This is a genomic window from Paracoccus binzhouensis (assembly GCF_016446475.1).
In the GTDB taxonomy this organism is placed as follows: Bacteria; Pseudomonadota; Alphaproteobacteria; order Rhodobacterales; family Rhodobacteraceae; genus Paracoccus; species Paracoccus binzhouensis.
This window is the reverse complement of sequence record NZ_JAEHFP010000013.1, coordinates 24,740-43,036: the sequence shown is the minus strand read 5'-3', so window position 1 is coordinate 43,036 and position 18,297 is coordinate 24,740. Positions and strand designations below refer to the sequence as shown.

Annotated in this window: 20 protein-coding genes; 14 read left to right on the top strand and 6 right to left on the bottom strand. The window is 68.2% G+C overall.

What is annotated here, in order from left to right; translation table 11 throughout:
• The first annotated feature begins 73 nt into the window (after positions 1-73).
• The 9 genes from iolD to I9P22_RS05670 all read left to right on the top strand — a co-directional run bounded on the left by iolD (position 74) and on the right by I9P22_RS05670 (position 9,285).
• Positions 74-1,903, top strand: a complete 1,830-nt coding sequence (gene iolD, locus I9P22_RS05710) for a 3D-(3,5/4)-trihydroxycyclohexane-1,2-dione acylhydrolase (decyclizing) (RefSeq protein WP_199258395.1) — start codon at positions 74-76, stop codon at positions 1,901-1,903.
• A 10-nt stretch (positions 1,904-1,913) separates the two neighbouring features.
• Positions 1,914-2,810, top strand: a complete 897-nt coding sequence (gene iolE / locus I9P22_RS05705; RefSeq protein ID WP_199258394.1) for a myo-inosose-2 dehydratase — start codon at positions 1,914-1,916, stop codon at positions 2,808-2,810.
• Positions 2,811-2,819: 9 nt separating this feature from the next.
• Complete coding sequence (locus I9P22_RS05700; protein WP_199258393.1) at positions 2,820-3,005, top strand: hypothetical protein; 186 nt, start codon at positions 2,820-2,822, stop codon at positions 3,003-3,005.
• Positions 3,002-3,808: a 5-deoxy-glucuronate isomerase gene (gene iolB / locus I9P22_RS05695; protein ID WP_199258392.1), complete on the top strand. Its 807-nt coding sequence runs from the start codon at positions 3,002-3,004 to the stop codon at positions 3,806-3,808. The genes I9P22_RS05700 and iolB overlap by 4 nt, the downstream gene beginning before the upstream one ends.
• Before the next feature lie 206 nt (positions 3,809-4,014).
• On the top strand, positions 4,015-5,619 hold the full coding sequence (locus I9P22_RS05690) for an ABC transporter substrate-binding protein (RefSeq protein ID WP_199258391.1): 1,605 nt from the start codon (positions 4,015-4,017) through the stop codon (positions 5,617-5,619).
• Positions 5,620-5,690: 71 nt separating this feature from the next.
• Positions 5,691-6,698, top strand: a complete 1,008-nt coding sequence (locus I9P22_RS05685) for an ABC transporter permease subunit (RefSeq protein WP_199258390.1) — start codon at positions 5,691-5,693, stop codon at positions 6,696-6,698.
• Positions 6,695-7,597 (top strand): ABC transporter permease subunit, encoded by a 903-nt coding sequence (locus tag I9P22_RS05680; RefSeq protein WP_199258389.1) that lies wholly within the window; start codon positions 6,695-6,697, stop codon positions 7,595-7,597. The genes I9P22_RS05685 and I9P22_RS05680 overlap by 4 nt, the downstream gene beginning before the upstream one ends.
• Positions 7,598-7,600: 3 nt before the next feature.
• Entirely contained in the window at positions 7,601-8,437 is an 837-nt protein-coding gene (locus tag I9P22_RS05675) for an ABC transporter ATP-binding protein (protein ID WP_199258388.1), read from the top strand.
• Positions 8,434-9,285, top strand: coding sequence for an ATP-binding cassette domain-containing protein (locus I9P22_RS05670; RefSeq protein ID WP_199258387.1), 852 nt, complete (start codon positions 8,434-8,436; stop codon positions 9,283-9,285). Before I9P22_RS05675 ends, I9P22_RS05670 begins: the two co-directional genes overlap by 4 nt.
• A 105-nt stretch (positions 9,286-9,390) precedes the next feature.
• Here I9P22_RS05670 and I9P22_RS05665 read toward each other — a convergent pair whose 3' ends face one another.
• On the bottom strand, positions 9,391-10,401 hold the full coding sequence (locus I9P22_RS05665) for a lysine-2,3-aminomutase-like protein (protein WP_199258405.1): 1,011 nt from the start codon (positions 10,399-10,401) through the stop codon (positions 9,391-9,393).
• Positions 10,402-10,508: 107 nt separating this feature from the next.
• Positions 10,509-10,982 carry an Lrp/AsnC family transcriptional regulator gene (locus I9P22_RS05660; protein ID WP_199258386.1) on the bottom strand — a complete coding sequence of 158 codons (474 nt, stop codon included), beginning with the start codon at positions 10,980-10,982 and terminating at the stop codon, positions 10,509-10,511.
• A gap of 120 nt (positions 10,983-11,102) precedes the next feature.
• Here I9P22_RS05660 and hppD point away from each other — a divergent pair, with 120 nt between their 5' ends.
• Positions 11,103-12,215: a 4-hydroxyphenylpyruvate dioxygenase gene (hppD, locus tag I9P22_RS05655; protein ID WP_199258385.1), complete on the top strand. Its 1,113-nt coding sequence runs from the start codon at positions 11,103-11,105 to the stop codon at positions 12,213-12,215.
• Positions 12,216-12,572: a Rieske (2Fe-2S) protein gene (locus I9P22_RS05650; RefSeq protein WP_199258384.1), complete on the top strand. Its 357-nt coding sequence runs from the start codon at positions 12,216-12,218 to the stop codon at positions 12,570-12,572.
• Positions 12,573-12,615: 43 nt separating this feature from the next.
• On the opposite strand, the gene I9P22_RS05645 is transcribed toward I9P22_RS05650, so the two are convergent.
• From I9P22_RS05645 to I9P22_RS05630, 4 genes are all read right to left on the bottom strand, one after another.
• The gene (locus I9P22_RS05645; RefSeq protein WP_199258383.1) at positions 12,616-13,080 is read right to left on the bottom strand and encodes an SRPBCC family protein; all 465 of its coding nucleotides are present in this window, start codon (positions 13,078-13,080) and stop codon (positions 12,616-12,618) included.
• A gap of 77 nt (positions 13,081-13,157) precedes the next feature.
• The gene (locus tag I9P22_RS05640) at positions 13,158-14,411 is read right to left on the bottom strand and encodes an RNA polymerase sigma factor (RefSeq protein WP_199258382.1); all 1,254 of its coding nucleotides are present in this window, start codon (positions 14,409-14,411) and stop codon (positions 13,158-13,160) included.
• Positions 14,398-14,772 carry a YciI family protein gene (locus tag I9P22_RS05635; RefSeq protein ID WP_199258381.1) on the bottom strand — a complete coding sequence of 125 codons (375 nt, stop codon included), beginning with the start codon at positions 14,770-14,772 and terminating at the stop codon, positions 14,398-14,400. Before I9P22_RS05635 ends, I9P22_RS05640 begins: the two co-directional genes overlap by 14 nt.
• Positions 14,773-14,927: 155 nt before the next feature.
• Positions 14,928-15,671 carry a calcium-binding protein gene (locus tag I9P22_RS05630; protein ID WP_233253236.1) on the bottom strand — a complete coding sequence of 248 codons (744 nt, stop codon included), beginning with the start codon at positions 15,669-15,671 and terminating at the stop codon, positions 14,928-14,930.
• Positions 15,672-15,896: 225 nt separating this feature from the next.
• On the opposite strand from I9P22_RS05630, the gene I9P22_RS05625 reads away from it, so the two are divergent.
• From I9P22_RS05625 to I9P22_RS05615, 3 genes are read left to right on the top strand one after another with little or no spacing between them, the layout of a single operon-like run.
• A complete protein-coding gene (locus tag I9P22_RS05625) occupies positions 15,897-16,208 on the top strand; it encodes a PepSY domain-containing protein (protein ID WP_199258379.1) in 312 nt (103 codons plus the stop codon).
• A complete protein-coding gene (locus I9P22_RS05620) occupies positions 16,208-16,876 on the top strand; it encodes a response regulator transcription factor (RefSeq protein WP_199258378.1) in 669 nt (222 codons plus the stop codon). The genes I9P22_RS05625 and I9P22_RS05620 overlap by 1 nt, the downstream gene beginning before the upstream one ends.
• The gene (locus I9P22_RS05615) at positions 16,873-18,249 is read left to right on the top strand and encodes a sensor histidine kinase (RefSeq protein WP_199258377.1); all 1,377 of its coding nucleotides are present in this window, start codon (positions 16,873-16,875) and stop codon (positions 18,247-18,249) included. Before I9P22_RS05620 ends, I9P22_RS05615 begins: the two co-directional genes overlap by 4 nt.
• The last annotated feature ends 48 nt before the right edge of the window (positions 18,250-18,297 follow it).

Here is an 18,297-nt window from a genome sequence, read left to right as displayed (position 1 = left end):
CGCCCCCCGCACCCCCCGGGGTATTTGGCCAGCGAAGAAGCGGAAGGACGCGGCGGCGTCCGGGAGGAAGGACATGAGCGGGACGATCCGGCTGACGGCGGCGCAGGCGATGGTGCGCTGGCTGTCGGTGCAGATGAACGAGGCGGGCGAGCGCTTCGTCGAGGGCTGTTGGGCCATCTTCGGCCATGGCAATGTCGCCGGGATCGGCGAGGCGCTGCACGGGATCGGCGAGGCCTTCCCGACCTGGCGCGGCCAGAACGAGCAGACCATGGCCCATGCCGCCATCGCCTATGCCAAGGGCCATGCCCGGCGGCGCTGCCAGGCGGTGACCAGCTCGATCGGCCCGGGGGCGACGAACATGGTCACCGCCGCGGCGCTGGCGCATGTCAACCGGCTGCCGGTGCTGTTCATCGCCGGCGACGCCTTTGCCAGCCGCCGGCCCGATCCGGTGTTGCAGCAGGTCGAGGATTTCGATGACGGCACCGTCTCGGCCAATGACTGCTTCCGCCCGGTGGTGCGCTATTTCGACCGCATCCAGCGCCCCGAGCAGCTGTTGACCGCGCTGCCGCGCGCGCTGCGGGTGATGACCGATCCGGCCGATTGCGGGCCCGCCTGCCTGGCCTTCTGCCAGGATGTGCAGGCCGAGGCTTACGATTGGCCCGAGGCCTTCTTCGCGCCCAGGGTCTGGCGTATCCGCCGGCCCGAGCCGGATGCGGGCGAACTGGCCGAGGTGGCGGCGCTGATCCGCCAGGCCGAGCGGCCGGTGATCGTCGCGGGCGGGGGCGTGATCTATTCCGGGGCCGAGGCGGCGCTGGCGGAATTCGCCAGCCGCCACGGCATCCCGGTGGCCGAGACCCAGGCCGGCAAGTCGGCCCTGGCGCAGTCCCATGCGCTGAACCTGGGCGCGGCCGGGGTCGACGGCTCGGCGGCGGCCAATGCGGCGCTTGCCGCGGCCGATCTGGTGATCGGGCTCGGCACCCGGCTGCAGGATTTCACCACCGGCTCGCGCACGCTGTTTTCCGGGCGGCTCGTGTCGATCAACGTACAGCCCTACGACGCCGCCAAGCATGGTGCGGTGAGCCTGGTCGCCGATGCCCGCGTGGCGCTGGAGCGGCTGACCGCGGCCCTGGGCGATCATCGCCTCGCCTTCGACGGCGCGGCGCGAGCCGAATGGCTGGCGGCGGTCGATGCGCATTGCGCCGCCCCGGCCGAGGGCAATGCGCTGCCGACCGACGCCCAGGTGATCGGCGCCGTGCAGCGCGCCGCCCCCGAGGCCATCGCCATGTGCGCCGCCGGCACCATGCCGGGCGCGCTGAAGCTGCTCTGGCAGCCGGCGCAGGGCGGCTACCACATGGAATACGGCTATTCCTGCATGGGCTACGAGATCGCCGGCGCGCTTGGGTTGAAGCTGGCACGGCCGGAGCGCGAGGTGATCTGCTTCGTCGGCGATGGCAGCTACATGATGGCCAACAGCGAGCTGGCGACGGCGGTGATGCGCCGCGTGCCCTTCACCGTGATACTGACCGACAACCGCGGCTATGGCTGCATCAACCGCCTGCAGGCCGGCACCGGGGGCGAGCCGTTCAACAACCTGTATGTCGACTGCGCCGTCGAGGCGCAGCCGCAGATCGACTATGTCGCCCATGCCGCCTCCATGGGCGCCCATGCCGTCAAGGCCGGCAGCATCGCCGAGCTGGAGGCGCGGATCGCCGAGGCGCGGTCCCGCGACATCCCCACGGTCATCGTCATCGACACCACCGCCGCCCCCGGCCCCGGCGACGGGCTCACCGGCGCCGGCCATTGGTGGGACGTCGCCGTGCCGCAGACCGGCGGCTCGGACCGGCTGCGCGACGCCTATGCAAGATACATCGAGAACAGCCGCAAGCAGGCGCTCGTCAACTGAAGGAATCCCCATGATCCGTTTCGGCACCAATCCCATCGCCTGGGCCAATGACGACGACCCGTCGATCGGCGCCCATATCCCGACCGAGCAGATCCTGCACGAGGCGGGCGAGATCATCGGCTTCGACGGCATCGAGAACGGCCATCGCTGGCCCTCGGACCCGCATGCGCTCAAGGAGTTGCTGGGCCGCTACGGGCTGAAATTCGTCTCGGGCTGGTATTCGACCGCGCTGCTGACCCGCTCGGTCGCGGAGGAGATCGCGGCGGTCCAGGAGCATCTGGCCAAGCTCAAGGCCAATGGCTGCAAGGTCTGCATCGCCTGCGAATGCTCGAACACCGTGCATGGCCGGCCCGACGTGCCGGTCAATGCCCGGCCGCGCCTGAGCGCCGCGGAAATGGCCGAGTTCGGCCTCAAGATGGAGGAATTCGCCCAATACCTGGCCGGGCAGGGCATCACCCTGGCCTATCACCACCACATGGGCACCGTGGTCGAGAGCCCCGAGGAGATCGACGCCTTCATGGCCGCGACCGGCCCGGCGACGCATCTGCTGTTCGATGCCGGCCATTGCAGCTTCGGCGGCGGCGATCCCGAGGCGGTGCTGAGAAAGCATGTCGGCCGGGTGGCGCATTTCCACGCCAAGAACATCCGCCGCGCCGTGACCGAGGAGGTGCGCGCCCGGGACATGAGCTTCCTGCAGGGCGTGCTGGCCGGGGCCTTCACCGTGCCCGGCGATCCCGAGGGCGCCATCGACTTCCGGCCGCTGCTGAAGATCCTGGCCGAGGCCGGCTATGACGGCTGGCTGGTCATCGAGGCCGAGCAGGACCCCGACAAGCGCAACCCGCTGGAATACCAGTCTCTGGGCCTGAAGGCGCTGAAGGATATGGCGCAGGCCGCCGGTCTTCACTAACCTGCCGCCATGCTGGTCGATCCCCAACACCCGTTCTTCCGCCCGCTCTGGGTCCGCATCCTCTGCGTGCTGCTGCCGCTGCTCTGGGCCGGGTTCGAGGCCGCCAGCGGCTCGATCTTCTGGGCCATCCTGTTCGGGGCGGCGGGGATCTACCTGGTCGTGGCGCTGTTCATCATCCGCAAGGAGGAGCCATGAACCTGTTGCGCAAGCCGGCCGGCCGGCACGGCCTTGTCCATCACATCACCCCCGAGGCCGCGGGCTGGTCCCATGTCGGCTTCGACCTCTGGCGGCTGGGGCCGGGCGAGACGGCCGAGGGCCATACCGGCGGCATGGAGGCGATCCTGGTCATCGTCGAGGGCAAGGCCCGCATCGGCGGCGCCGGCCGCGACTGGGGCGAGATGGGCGCCCGGCTGGACGTCTTCGAGAAGACGCCGCCGCATTGCCTCTATCTGCCCGATGGCAGCGACTGGCGGGCCGAGGCGGTGACGCCGCTGACCCTGGCCGTCTGCCTCGCCCCCGGCAAGGGCGGCCATCCCGCGCGTCGCATCGGACCCGAGGGCATCGCGCTGACCCGGCGCGGACAGGGCGCCAATACCCGCTTCATCAACAACATCGCCATGGAAGACCAGGATTACTGCGACAGCCTGCTGGTGACCGAGGTCTTCACCCCGGATGGAAACTGGTCGAGCTATCCGCCGCATCGCCATGACGAGGACGACTTTCCCCGCATGACCTATCTGGAAGAAACCTATTACCACCGGCTGAATCCGCCGCAGGGCTACGGCATCCAGCGGGTCTTTACCGAGGATGGCAGCCTGGACGAGACCATGGCGGTCGGCAATCACGACGTGGTGCTGGTGCCCAGGGGCCACCATCCCTGCGGCGTGCCCTATGGCTACGAGATGTATTACCTGAACGTCATGGCCGGCCCGATCCGCAAATGGCGCTACGAGAATCATCCCGACCACGACTGGATCTGGCAGCGCGACAACGGCTGAGTGCCGCGCGCCCGCCGGTCCGGCGGTCGCGGTCTGCCTTTCCCCCTTCGGGTCTGCCTGGCGAAACGCCGAAATCCTGCCAGATCTTTCGGCGTTTCGCTGCGTCGTTGCGTCAGAATGACGGCCAGACCCGGCAGAGCACTTGACCTGTCAGGCAGATTCGTTTGCATCAGGGGCAGGGAATATCTCTAGACATGGGAGGCATTATGTCGTTCTTCTCCACCCGCATGCTTGCGGCGTCGGCCTTTGCGCTGATGGCTGCGGCGCCGCTGCACGCCAAGACCTTCGTCTATTGCTCGGAAGGCTCGCCCGAGGGTTTCGACCCCGCGCCCTATACCGCCGGCACCACCTTCGACGCTTCGGGCCATGCGGTCTACAACCGCCTGGTGCAGTTCAAGCCCGGCACGACCGAGATCGAGCCGGCCCTGGCCGAAAGCTGGGAGGTCAGCGAGGACGGGCTGACCTATACCTTCCATCTGCGCAAGGGGGTGAAATTCCATTCCAACGACAAGTTCACCCCCTCGCGCGACTTCAACGCCGATGACGTGATCTTCACCTTCGAGCGCCAGGCCTCGGCCGACCATCCCTGGCACGAATACATCCCCGGCATCACCTACGAATACTATTCCTCGATGGAGATGGACAAGCTGATCAAATCCATCGAGAAGGTCGACGACTACACGGTGAAGTTCACCCTGAACCAACCCGAGGCGCCCTTCCTGGCCAATGTGGCCATGCCCTTCGTCTCGATCGTGTCCAAGGAATATGCCGACACGCTGGAGGCCGCCGGCACCAAGGAGGACCTGAACAACGCCCCGATCGGCACCGGCCCCTTCAAGTTCGTCGCCTATCAGAAGGACGCGGTGATCCGTTACCAGAAGAACGCCGATTACTGGGGCGAGGCGCCCAAGATCGACGACCTGGTCTTTGCCATCACCCCCGACGCCTCGGTGCGGCTGCAGAAGCTCAAGGCCGGCGAATGCCATCTGATGCCCTATCCGGCCCCCGCCGACCTCGCCGACATCAAGGCCGACCCGAACCTGAAGCTGGACGAGCAGGCCGGCCTGAACGTCGGCTACCTGGCCTATAACACCACCGTTCCGCCCTTCGACAAGCCCGAGGTCCGCAAGGCGCTGAACATGGCCATGGACAAGAAGGCCATGGTCGAGGCGGTCTACCAGGGCAGCGCCGAGGTGGCCAAGAACCCGATCCCGCCGACCATGTGGTCCTATAACGACGCCATCGAGGACGACAAATACGACCCCGAGGCGGCGAAGAAGATGCTCGAGGAAGCCGGCGTCAAGGACCTGACCATGGAAGTCTGGGCCATGCCGGTGCAGCGCCCCTACATGCCCAATGCCCGCCGCGCCGCCGAGATGATCCAGAGCGATTTCGCCAAGGTCGGCGTCAAGGTCGAAATCGTCAGCTACGAATGGGGCGAATACCTGAAGAAGTCGATGGAGGAAGGCCGCAAGGGCGCCGTCATCCTGGGCTGGACCGGCGACAACGGCGACCCGGACAACTTCCTGTCGGTGCTGCTCAGCTGCGCCGCGGCCACCCCGGGCGGCGCCAACCGGGCTTTCTGGTGCAACGAGGAGTTCTCTGATATCCTGGCAAAAGCCAAGGCCAGTTCGAACCACGAGGAGCGGGTGAAGCTCTACGAGGAGGCGCAGGTCATCTTCAAGAAAGAGGCGCCCTGGGCCACGCTGGCGCATTCGACGCAATACGTGCCGATGGCCAAGAACGTGACCGGCTTCGTGCAGTCGCCGCTGGGCGATTACACCTTCGAATCCGTGGACCTGACCGAATAAGGCCAGCCCCGGATTGACACTCTTGCGGCCGTGCGGGGCAGCCCCCTGCACGGCCCTTAGGTTAGGGTTCGATGCTCAGATTCATCCTCAAGAAACTGCTTTACCTGGTCCCGACCATGATCGGGATCACGCTGGTGGCCTTCGGCTTCATCCGGCTGCTGCCGGGCGATCCGGTGCTGCTGATGGCCGGCGAGCGCGGCGTCTCGCCCGAGCGCTATGCCCAGATCGCGGCGCAGCTCGGCTATGACAAGCCGGTCTGGCAGCAATATTTCCACTATCTCGGCAACCTGCTGCAGGGCGACCTGGGCAATTCGCTGGTGACCAAGAAGCCGGTGCTGGCCGAGTTCCTGGCGCTGTTCCCGGCCACGGTCGAGCTGGGCCTGGTCGCCATCGTCCTGGCCACGGTGATCGGCGTGCCGGTGGGCGTCATCGCCGCGATCAGGCGCGGCAGCTGGTTCGACCAGATCTCGATGACCGGGGCGCTGGTCGGCTTCTCCATGCCGATCTTCTGGTGGGGGCTGCTGCTCATCATCCTGTTCTCGGGCGTGCTGGGCTGGACGCCGGTCTCGGGGCGCATCTCGTTGATGTATTTCTTCCCGCCGGTGACCGGCTTCATGCTGATCGACAGCCTGCTTTCGGGGCAGGACGGCGCCTTTGCCTCGGCCGTCAGCCACCTGATCCTGCCCTCGATCGTGCTGGCGACCATCCCGCTGGCGGTGATCGCGCGCCAGACCCGATCCGCCATGCTGGAGGTGATGGGCGAGGATTACGTCCGCACCGCCCGCGCCAAGGGCCTGTCGCCGCGCCGGGTCATCGGCGTGCATGCGCTGCGCAACGCCATGATCCCGGTCATCACCACCATCGGCCTGCAGATCGGCGTGCTTCTGGCCGGCGCCATCCTGACCGAGACGATCTTTTCCTGGCCCGGCATCGGCAAGTGGATGATCGATTCGATCTCGCGCCGCGACTATCCGGTGGTGCAGTCGGGGCTGCTGCTGATCGCCGCCATCGTGATGATCGTGAACCTGATCGTCGACCTGACCTATGGTCTCATCAACCCGAGGATCCGGCACAAATGACCGATACCACCGTCAAGATCTCGGACGCGGCCATCCGCCGCCGGATGCTGCGCGAGTTCTGGTTCTACTTCAGCCAGAACCGCGGCGCGGTGATCGGCCTCGTCGTCTTCGTCCTGCTGGTGCTGACCGCCGTCTTCGCGGCGCTGATCGCCCCGCATGACCCCACCCAGCAATACCGCGACGCGCTGCTGGTGCCGCCGATCTGGCAAGAGGGCGGCCGGGCCGGCTTCCTGCTCGGCACCGACGCGGTGGGCCGGGACATGCTGTCGCGGCTGATCTACGGCGCGCAATATTCACTGTTCATCGGCATCGTCGTCGTGGCCATCGCGCTGACCGGCGGTATCGTCATCGGGCTTGTCGCCGGCTTCTTCGGCGGCTGGATCGACAGCGTCATCATGCGGGTCATGGATGTGGTGCTGGCCTTCCCCTCGCTGCTGCTGGCGCTGGTGCTGGTCGCGGTGCTGGGGCCGGGGCTGACCAATGCGATGATCGCCATCGCCATCGTCTACCAGCCGCATTTCGCCCGCCTGACCCGCGCCGCGGTGATGGGGGAAAAGGCGCGCGAATACGTCACCGCCGCCAAGGTCGCCGGCGCCTCGAACCTGCGGCTGATGTTCAAGACCATCCTGCCCAACTGCCTGGCGCCGCTGATCGTGCAGGCAACGCTGAGCTTCTCCAGCGCCGTGCTCGATTCGGCCGCGCTGGGGTTCCTGGGCATGGGCGCGCAGCCGCCGGCCTCGGAATGGGGCACCATGCTGGCCGAGGCGCGCGAGTTCATCCTGCGCGCCTGGTGGGTGGTGACCTTCCCCGGCCTCGCCATCCTGGTCTCGGTGCTGGCGATCAACCTGATGGGCGACGGCCTTCGCGACGCGCTCGACCCGAAACTGAAGCGGAGCTGACCGATGGCGCTTCTGACTATCCGCAACCTGACCGTGCGCTTCGCCACCTCGACCGGCAGCTTCACCGCCGTGGACGGCATCGACGTGACCGTGGACAAGGGCGAGGTGCTGGCCATCGTCGGCGAATCCGGCTCGGGCAAGTCGGTCTCGATGCTGGCGGCGATGGGGCTTCTGCCCGACACCGCCACCGTCACCGCCGACGAGATGCGCTTCGACGGCCAGGACCTGCTGGCCCTGACCCCGCGTCAGCGCCGCCGCATCATCGGCCGCGAGATCACCATGATCTTCCAGGAACCCATCGCGTCCCTGAACCCCAGCTTCACCACCGGCTACCAGATCGAGGAGGTGCTGCGCTTCAACGCCGGTCTCTCGAAACGCGCCGCGCGGGCACGGGCGCTGGAGCTTTACCGCCAGGTCGGCATCCCCGACCCCGAGGAGAAGCTGAAAAGCTATCCGCACCAGATGTCGGGCGGGCAATGCCAGCGGGTGATGATCGCCATGGCCATCGCCACCAACCCGCGCCTGCTGATCGCCGACGAACCCACCACGGCGCTGGACGTGACCATCCAGAAGCAGATCCTGGACCTGCTGATGGAATTGCAGGAACAGACCGGCATGGCGCTGATCCTGATCACCCATGACATGGGCGTGGTGGCCGAGACCGCCGACCGCGTGCAGGTGCAATACAAGGGCAGGAAGATGGAGGAGGCCGACGTGCTCACGCTGTTCGAGGCGCCGAAACACCCCTATACGCGGGCGCTGCTTTCGGCGTTGCCGGAAAACGCCACCGGCAACCGGCTGCCCACCGTCGGCAGCTTCCTCGAGGAGGCGCCGCAATGAGCGCCGGAACCCATGTCGTCGAAGGCCGCAACCTGATCCGCGACTATCACGTTCCGGGCTCGCTGACCCGCGCCGCCAAGATGGTGCGCGCGGTCAAGGGCATCAGCTTCTCGGTGGATCGCGGCAAGACCCTGGCCATCGTCGGCGAATCCGGCTCGGGCAAGTCGACGCTGGCGCGGATCATCGCGCTGATCGACCCCGCCTCGGGCGGCGAGTTGCTGATCGACGGCAAGCCGGTGGACATCGCCAAGGCGCGGCTGACGCGCGAGATGCGCTCGAAGGTGCAGATGGTGTTCCAGAACCCCTATGGCAGCCTGAACCCGCGCCAGAAGATCGGCGACGTGCTGATGGAGCCGCTGCTTCTGAACACCGACACCCCCGCCGCCGAACGCCGCCGCCGGGCCGAGGAGATGCTGGTCAAGGTCGGACTGCCGCCCGAGGTGTTCAACCGTTATCCGCACATGTTCTCGGGCGGGCAGCGCCAGCGCATCGCCATCGCCCGGGCCTTGATGCTGAACCCGACGCTTCTGGTGCTGGACGAGCCGGTCTCGGCGCTGGACCTGTCGGTGCAGGCGCAGGTTCTGAACCTGCTGGCCGACCTGCAGGAGGAGTTCGACCTGGCCTATGTCTTCATCAGCCACGACCTCTCGGTGGTGCGCTATATCGCCGACGAGGTGCTGGTGATGAACAAGGGCGAGGCGGTAGAACAGGGCAGCCGCGAGGCGGTCTTTGCCGACCCCAGGCACCCCTATACGCGCGAGCTGTTCGCCGCGACCCCGGTGACGGATGTCGAGGCGATCCGCGAACGGGTGGCCCGTCGCCAGGCGCTGCGCGCCGCGGCCGTCTGACCCAGCCACCTGCGCAAAACCCGCCGAGGCGCGCCGCCGCCTTGGCGGCTTTCTTTGCTCTCCAAATACCCTCGGGGGGTCCGGGGGGCGAAGCGCCCCCGGTTCTCAACCGTCCAGATCGCGATAATCGTGCATTCGGCCGCGCCAGTCGCGGATCCGGTAGCGGCCGGGCGCCACCGTCTCGACATAGCCCGGCCCCAGCGGCACCTTGCCATGCCCGCCCGGCAGGTCCAGCACATAGGTCGGCAGGCAGGTCCCCGACAGCCGGCCGCGCAGCTGCGCCATGATCGCCTGGCCTTCGGCGATGCTGGTGCGGAAATGGCCGGTGCCGCGCGCCAGGTCGCAATGATGCAGATAATAGGGCTTCACCCGGTTGCGGATCAGCGCGCGGAACAGCTCGGCCAGGGTTTCGGCCTCGGCGTTCACGCCCTTCAGCAGCACGGTCTGCGACAGCAACGGGATGCCGGCATCGGCCAGCCGGGCCAGCGCGGCGCGGGCCTCGGCAGTCAGCTCGTCGGCGTGATTGATGTGCAGCACCACCCAGATCGCCAGCCGCCCGGGGCGCAGCGCCTGCAGCATGGCGGCGTCGATGCGCTGCGGCGCCACCGCCGGAATGCGGGTATGGAAGCGGACGATATCGACATGCGGGATTGCCGCCAGCCGCTGCAGCAGGGCGGCAATGCGCCGCGCCGACAACACCAACGGATCGCCGCCGGTCAGGATCACCTCGTGGATGGCCGGCGTCCGGGCGATGTAGTCCAGCGCCGCGGCCAGCTGCGGCTCGGGCAGGGTGCCGTCCTCGCCCACCACCTCGCGGCGGAAACAGAACCGGCAATAGACCTCGCAGCTGCGGGTGACGTGCAGGATCACCCGGTCGGGATAGCGGTGCGTCAGGCCGGGCGTCGGGCTGTGCGCATCGTCGCCGATCGGATCGGCCAGTTCCTCGGGCCGGATCAGCAATTCGCGCGCATCGGGCACGAATTGCGCCGCCACCGGCCCGTGCGGCGCCGCCTCGGCCGCGCGCTGCATGGCCGGGGTCATGCGGATGCGGAACTCGGCCGCGACCCGTTCCAGCGTCGCAGCCTCGGCCGCATCGGCCAGCCCGGCATCGACCATGCCGGCGACGGTTGTGATGGGACGGGGCTTTTCTGCGGACAAGGAAGAACTCGCGGCTGGGGAAAGGCGGTATATCGGCCCATGCCGCCCGCTTGGCAAGGGCAGGTTCAGGAAGGCAGCGCCAGGCTGCGCTCATCCTTCAGGATCCGCAGCACGATTTCCGAGCGCACCTGCGCCACCTGCGGATGCGGCAGCAGATGGCGATGGATGAAATCCGAAAACGCTTCCAGGTCGCGGACCCGGACGTCCAGGATGTAATCCGCATCCCCCGAGACCGAGAAGGCCGAGCGGATCTGCGGATGCGCCGCGACGAAGCGGGCGAAATCGTCGTCCTTGCCCTGGCCATGGCTGCGCAGGTTGATGCGGATGATGGCACGCAGCCCGAAGCCCAGCTTCTGCGGGTTCAGCCGGGCGGAATAGCCCTCGATCACGCCCGCCTCCTCCAGCGCCGCCCGCCGGCGCGAGCATTGCGAGGGCGACAGGTTCACCAGGTCCGCCAGCGCCGCATTGGTCATCGCCCCGTCGCGCTGCAGGGCCGAGAGGATGGCGATGTCGAACCCGTCCATGCGTATTTCTTGCACGATACGATCCTTTCATGCGCGTTCCATGTGACAACCATGCATCTCTAGCACAATTTGCACCGAAATTGCACGGGTTCTGCGCGATGATCGAAAAAACCGCGAACAGAACAGGAGGAGACCATGGGACCGTTCCCGCATGACGCCCCGAAGGCCACCATCAGCCCCCACAATCCCGCCGGCACCGACGGGTTCGAATTCGTCGAGTTCGCCCATCCGCAGCCGGACACGCTGGACCGCATCTTCCGCCAGATGGGTTTCGTGCCGGTGGCGAAGCACAAGCGCAAGGCCATCACGCTTTACCGGCAGGGCGACATCAACTACCTGCTGAATGCCGATCCCGACAGCCATGCCGCCGGATTCGTGCGCGAGCACGGGCCCTGCGCACCGGCCATGGCCTGGCGGGTGGTCGACGCGCAGGCGGCGCTGAAACGCGCGCTGGACCTGGGGGCCGAGGAATATACCGGCGCGGGCAAGTCCATCGACGCGCCCGCGGTCTACGGCATCGGCGGCTCGCTGCTGTATTTCATCGACCGCTACGGCGATGCCGGCAGCGCCTATGATGCCGATTACGACTGGCTGGGCGAGGCGGACTCGCGCCCCGAGGGCTTCGGCTTCTACTACCTGGACCACCTGACCCACAACGTGATCCGCGGCAACATGGACACATGGTATAAATTCTACCACGACACGTTCAATTTCCGCGAGATCAAGTATTTCGACATCAAGGGCAAGCAGACCGGGCTGGTCAGCCGGGCGCTGACCTCTCCCGACGGCAAGATCCGCATCCCGATCAACGAATCCACCGACGACCACAGCCAGATCGAGGAATACCTGCGCGAATACAAGGGCGAGGGCATCCAGCACATCGCCATCGCCACCGAGGGCATCTATGAAGGCACCGACCGGATCGCCGCGGCCGGCATGGAATTCATGCCCGGCCCGCCGGATGTCTATTATGAGATGTCGCATCGCCGGGTGAAGGGCCACCAGGAACCCATCGAGCGGATGAAGAAGCACGGCATCCTGATCGACGGCGAGGGCGTGGTGGGCGGCGGCACGACCCGGGTGCTGCTGCAGATCTTCTCGAAGACGGTGATCGGGCCGATCTTCTTCGAATTCATCCAGCGCAAGGGCGATGACGGCTTCGGCGAGGGCAATTTCCGCGCCCTGTTCGAATCGATCGAGGAGGACCAGATCCGCCGCGGCGTGTTGCATGCCGACCCGGCCGCCTGAATGGCCTGGACCGATTATGCCTCCGCCCCGCCGCCCGGGACCGAGATCTGCGACGAGGCCGAAATCGGCCAGCTTCGCTGCCTGACCGTCGAAAGCCCGAACGGCCGCTTTCCGCTGCTGCTGGTGCGGCTGCCCGAGGGGTTGCGGGCCTATGTGAATGCCTGTCCGCACCAGTATCTGCCGCTGGACTATCGCGGCGACCGGCTGGTCTCGGCCGATGGCGCGCGGCTGATCTGCACCGCCCATGGCGCCATGTTCGAGATCGCCAGCGGCCGGGCGGTGGTGGGCGCCGATTGCGGGCTCGACATCGTGCCGCTGTCCACCACCGGCGGCAAGGTCAGGATCGCTTCGACGTGACCGGGGCGGGAAGGCGCCACCCCGGCGCCTTCCCCCATCGCGGTCAGAGCGACCGCGCCAGCGCCTCGAGCTGATCGGCGGCCATGTTCCAGCCCTGGTGGAAACCCATCTGCTCGTGCTGCTTCAGCGTCTCGTCGTTCCAGTGCATGGCGCGTGCGACGTAATGGGTCTTGTCGCCCTGCGGCTCGAAGCTCACATGCGCGGCCATGAAGGCGCGCTCGGCAGGGATCCAGCCGGGCAGGAAGGCGTCGGTGGTGACCAGCCGCCGCTCGGGCTCGATTTCCAGGAAGACGCCGAAATTCTCGAACCGCTCGCCGTCGGGGCCGTTCATCACGCTGTAGAACTCGCCGCCCGGGCGCAGGTCCAGCCGCGCCTCGGAGACGAACCAGGGCTTGGGGCAGAACCATTGCTTCAGCAGCTCGGGCTCGGTCCAGCAGCGCCACAGCTTGGCCGCGGGGGCGTCGAGCAGGCGGTCCAGCACCAGCACGTGTTTCGGTTCATGGGTCATGGGATCTCTCCTTGGTCTGGGTTATGGTCAAGGAACGGGCGGGAAGCGGCCAATCCGACAAGGGCCGCGAAAAAATTTCAGGATCCTTCCGAAAGCGCCTGCAGGCTGTCCAGTTGCCGGCGGATATGCGTGGCCTCGGCGGCGGAATTGGCCAGGCCGATGGCTCGGGACAGGGCCTCGCGCGCCTCGGCGTTCCGGCCCAGCTGACGCAGCAAGGCGCCGCGCAGGCCGTGCAGGTAGAAATAGCCGTCCAGCCGCTCGCGCAGCGGCTCGACCAGGTCCAGCGCCGCCTCGGGGCCGTGCAGCTTCGCCACCGCGACCGCGCGGTTCAGCGTCACCACCGGCGAAGGCGCGAGCCGTTCCAGCGCGGCATAAAGCCGGTCGATGCCGGCCCAGTCGGTATCCGCGGGCCGCGGCGCGCGGGCGTGAAGCGCGGCGATGGCGGCCTGGATCTGATAGGGGCCCGGCCGATGATGCAGCATGGCCTTGTCGAGCATGGCCAGCGCTTCGCCGATCATCTGCCGATTCCAGAGGGTTCGGTCCTGTTCCTCAAGCAGGATCGGGGCGCCGGCCGCGTCCAGGCGCGCCCGCTGGCGGCTGTGCTGCAGCAGCATCAGCGCCAGCAGGCCCATCATCTCGGGTTCAGCCGGGAACAGGCGCAGCATCAGCCGGGCCAGTCGGATCGCCTCGTCGCAAAGCGCGGCGCGTTCGCCGGCCGGGTCGGCATCGGCATAGCCCTCGTTGAAGACCAGGTAGATCATCGCGGCCACGGCGGCGAAACGCTCGGCGCGCTCGGCCGGGCCGGGCGTGTCGAAGGGCAGGGCGGATTGCCCGATGCGGGCCTTGGCGCGGGTGATGCGCTGCTCCATCGCGCGGGGGGCGACCAGGAAGGCGCGGGCGATGCGCTCGACCGGCAGGCCCGAGACGATGCGCAGCGCCAGGGCGATCTGCTGGGTGGCGGGCAGGTCGGGATGGCAGCAGATGAACAGCAGCCGCAGGATGTCGTCGCGGTAATCCGCCGCGTCCAGCCGCTCGGCCAGGTCGGGGCCGGATTCGGGCTGCGCCATGGCCTCCTCGGGCGGCAGTTCGGCCAGCCGGGCGTCGCGGCGCAGATGGTCCAGCGCCGCGTTGCGCCCGACCATGATCAGCCAGCCTTCGGCGTTGCGGGGCGGGCCGTTCTGCGGCCAGTGGCGCAGGGCGCGCAGGCAGGCCTCCTGATAGGCTTCCTCGGCCAGGTCGAGATCGCGGAAATAGCGCAGCAGGGCGGCCATGGCCTGCGGCCGCGCGCCGGTCAGCCGCGCCTCGATCCAGCCGGGGTCAGTCCTGTCCATCATCGCCCGCCTCGCCCCCCGGATGGAACATCATCACCGGCCGGATCTCGTAGGCGCCGCCTGGATTGGCCGCGCCCAGATCGCGCGCGATGTCCAGCGCCTGGGCCAGCCCCTCGACCTCGACGATGTAGAAGCCCAGCAGCTGCTCCTTGGTCTCGGCATAGGGGCCGTCCAGCACCAGTTGCTCGTCCTTGCGGAAGGTGGTCGCGGCGCTGGTCGGCATCAGCCGCGCCACCGGACCGAGCTGCCGGGCCCATTTGCGATGCACGGCGCCCAGCCGTTCCATGACCGCGGCATCCTCCTCGCGGGTCCAGGCCGAGGTGACGGCCTCGTCATTGTAGCAAAGCAGCGCATAGAGCATCGGGTTCCTCCTGTGGCAAGGACGGGCGGCGCGCCCGGGTTCCGACACTGGCGGGAAAATTTTCGCGGGGGTAGGGGGCAAGGGCCAGCCTTGCGCATGAAAAAGCCGCCGCGGAGAGACGCTCCGCGGCGGCGAATTCGGTCGGGCGTGCCGGATCAGAACACGAAATCGCCCATGTCGAGCTGGTTCGCCTGCATGTCGCGGATGGTGACCGTGGTATCGGCCGACAGCCGCAGCACCAGGTCGTCGCCCGACTGCTGGGCTGTGTTGATGACCTGCTGCACCTGGGCGCGGCTGAAATCGTCCAGGTCCAGCCGGTCCAGGCCGTTCTGGAAATCGGTAATCACGTCGCGGCCGTCGCCGCGCTCGAATTCGAACACATCGACGCCCTGGCCGCCCCACAGGATGTCATTGCCGCGCCCGCCATCCAGCGAATCGCGGCCCGCGCCGCCGTTCAGGACGTCGTTGCCCAGCCCGCCGTCGAGCTCGTCGGCGCCTTGGCCGCCGTTCAGCGTGTCGTTGCCGGCATCGCCGTCCAGCTCGTCATTGCCGACGCCGCCCCACAGCAGATCATGGCCGTTCCCGCCCTCCAGCTCATCGTTGCCGGCACCGCCAAAGAGGGTGTCGTTGCCGTTGCCCCCCTTGATCTCGTCATTGCCCAATCCGCCGAACAGCTTGTCGAATCCGTCGCCGCCGAAGATGTCGTCATTGCCATTGCCGCCCGCGACCTCGTCATTGCCGGCGCCGCCATGGATACTGTCGTTCCCGTCGCCGCCCAGCAACGTGTCGTTGCCGGCCAGGCCGAAGACCCGGTCGTTGCCGCCCAGCCCCGACAGCCAGTCGGCCACGTTGGTGCCGTTCAGGATATCGGCGAAATTGCTTCCAATCTTGCGTGCCATGGTCATGCTCCTTTTTATGGGGCGGGATAGTCCCGCGCCGAAACAGGGGAATCGCGGCGACGCATCCGCCGCGAATGGAATGAAGAGGGAGATGGCACAGGTTTGCTGACAGCATTCTGACCCGGACTGTCAGGCGATTGTCAGACGGTCCGGCAGGGCGGCGTTCCGACGGGTTTCTCCGCCTTGTCAGTCCGTTGTCAGTTCTCGGGCGCTATCAAGATCGGCATGAAGACGCTCGCCCTCCTGTCGGCCCTCCTGTCGTTGCCCCTGGTCCCGGCCCGGGCGCAGGATCTGTCCGGCCCCGATTTCGAATTCGCCCGCGACGCGGTGGCGCGGGGCGAGATCCTGTCCCTTGCCGAGGTGCTGGCAAGGCTGCAAGACTCGCATCCGGGCCGGGTGATCGAGGTCGAGCTGGGACAGGATGACGGCATGCTGATCTATGAGGTCGAGCTGGTGACGCAGGACGGCCGGCTGATCGACGTCGAGTTGGACGCCGCGACCGGCGCCATTCTCGACCTGGACGAGGACGAGGACTGATGCGGGCGCTGGTGGTCGAGGACGAGCCGCGCATCGCAGCGGATCTCGAGCGGGCGCTGAAGGCGGCGGGCTTCCTGGTCGAGGCGGTCGCCGATGGCGAGGCCGCCTGGTTCCGCGGCGGCACCGAGAATTACGACCTGATCGTGCTGGACCTGAACCTGCCGCGGCTGGACGGGTTGACGGTGCTGAAGCGCTGGCGCGCCGAGGGCTGCGAAAGCCCGGTGCTGATCCTGACCGCGCGCGGCGCCTGGACCGAGCGGGTCGAGGGCATCGACGCCGGCGCCGACGACTACCTGCCCAAGCCCTTCCGCATGGAGGAACTGATCGCCCGCGCTCGCGCCCTGGTGCGCCGCGCCGGCGGCCGGGGCAACGCGACCCAGCAGGTCGGGCGGCTGACCGTGGACCTGAACCGGATGACCGCCGCCATCGACGGCATCCCGGTGCCGGTGACACCGCTGGAATTCCGGCTGATCTCCTACCTGGCGCTGAACCGCGACCGCACCGTGCCGCCGACCGAGCTGCTGGAGCATCTCTATGGCGACGACGACTCGCGCGAGGCGAACGCGGTCGAGGCGATCATCACCCGGCTGCGCCGCAAGCTGGGACCCGGCGTGATCGGCACCCGGCGCGGCTTCGGCTATCACCTGGAAAACGGGCCGACGGCGTGACCCGCTCGATCCGCTGGCGGCTGGTCCTGGCCGGGGCGCTGGCCATCGCCGCGGCGCTGGCGCTGTCCGGCATGGGCCTGGCCATGCTGTTCGAGCGCCATGGCGAGCGCGTCGCCGTCGCCGACCTGCGCGCCCGGGCCCTGGCCTTGGCCGCCATGGTCGAGCCCGAGGCGGATGGCGGCGCCCGGCTGCGGCCACCACCCGAGGATCCGCTCTACAGCCAGCCCTTCTCGGGCCATTACTGGCAGGTGACGCTGGGCGAGGAGACGCGGCGCTCGCGCTCGCTCTGGGACTATACGCTGCCGGCCGAGGAACCGGCGCCGCCGCCGGGCCAGATCCGGGTGCGAACCCTGCCCGGCCCGCGCGGCGAGGCGCTGCTGGCGGTCGAACAGGGCCTGTCGGTCGGTCGCGGCGACCGGCCGGTGCCGCTGCGCATCATCGTGGCCGAGAATCGCGGCGATCTGGACCTGGCGCGACGCGGTTTCCTGGGCGACCTGCTGCCCTATCTCGCGCTGCTCGGCGCGGCGCTGATGGGGGCGAGCTGGCTGCAGATCAGCATCGGGCTGCAGCCGCTGGCCCGGGTGGGCGAGCGGGTGGCGGGGTTGGTCTCGGGGGCGCGGCCGCGCATCGGCCAGGACCTGCCGGCCGAGGTGATCCCGCTTGCCAGCCAGATCGACCGGCTGCTCGACGCCCGGGACGAGGAACTGGCCCGCGCCCGCCACCGCGCCGCCAATCTGGCGCACGGCTTCAAGACGCCGCTGCAGGCGCTGCTGGGCGATGCCGCGCAGCTGCGCGCCCGTGGCGAGGAGGAGATCGCCCGCAGCATCGAGACCGTCGCCACCGAAATGCGCCGCCATGTCGACCGGGAGCTGGCCCGCGCCCGCATCCAGTCGGGGCGCAATGCCGCGGGCGCCGAGCCCGGCCTGATCGCCGCCAAGCTGATCGGCGTGCTGCGCCGCACGCCCCTGGGCGCCGAGATCAACTGGCAGCTCGACGCCCCGCCCGGGTTGCGCGCCCGCATCGACCCCGACGACCTGACCGAGGCGCTCGGCGCGCTGCTGGAAAACGCCATGCGCCACGCCCGCCAGACGGTGCGCGTCCTGGTCCGGCCAGAGGCCGGTGCCATCCGCATCGCCATCAGCGATGACGGCCCGGGCGTGCCCGAGGCGCATCTGGCCGGGCTGACCCAGCGCGGCCTCAGCCTCGATCCCAGCGGCGAGGGGCAGGGCATCGGCCTGGCGGTGGTCGCCGATATCGTCGACGCCGCGCAGGGCAGGCTGGCGCTGCAGAACACCCATCCCGGCTTCCAGGCCGAATTGCGGCTCAAGGCGCTGCCGCCCGACCCGCCTTCACCGTTGCCCCAAAACCCGTAACCCGGCTTCCGCCCGGCGATCCGGCGACGGCCAAGGCGCCCGACCGGC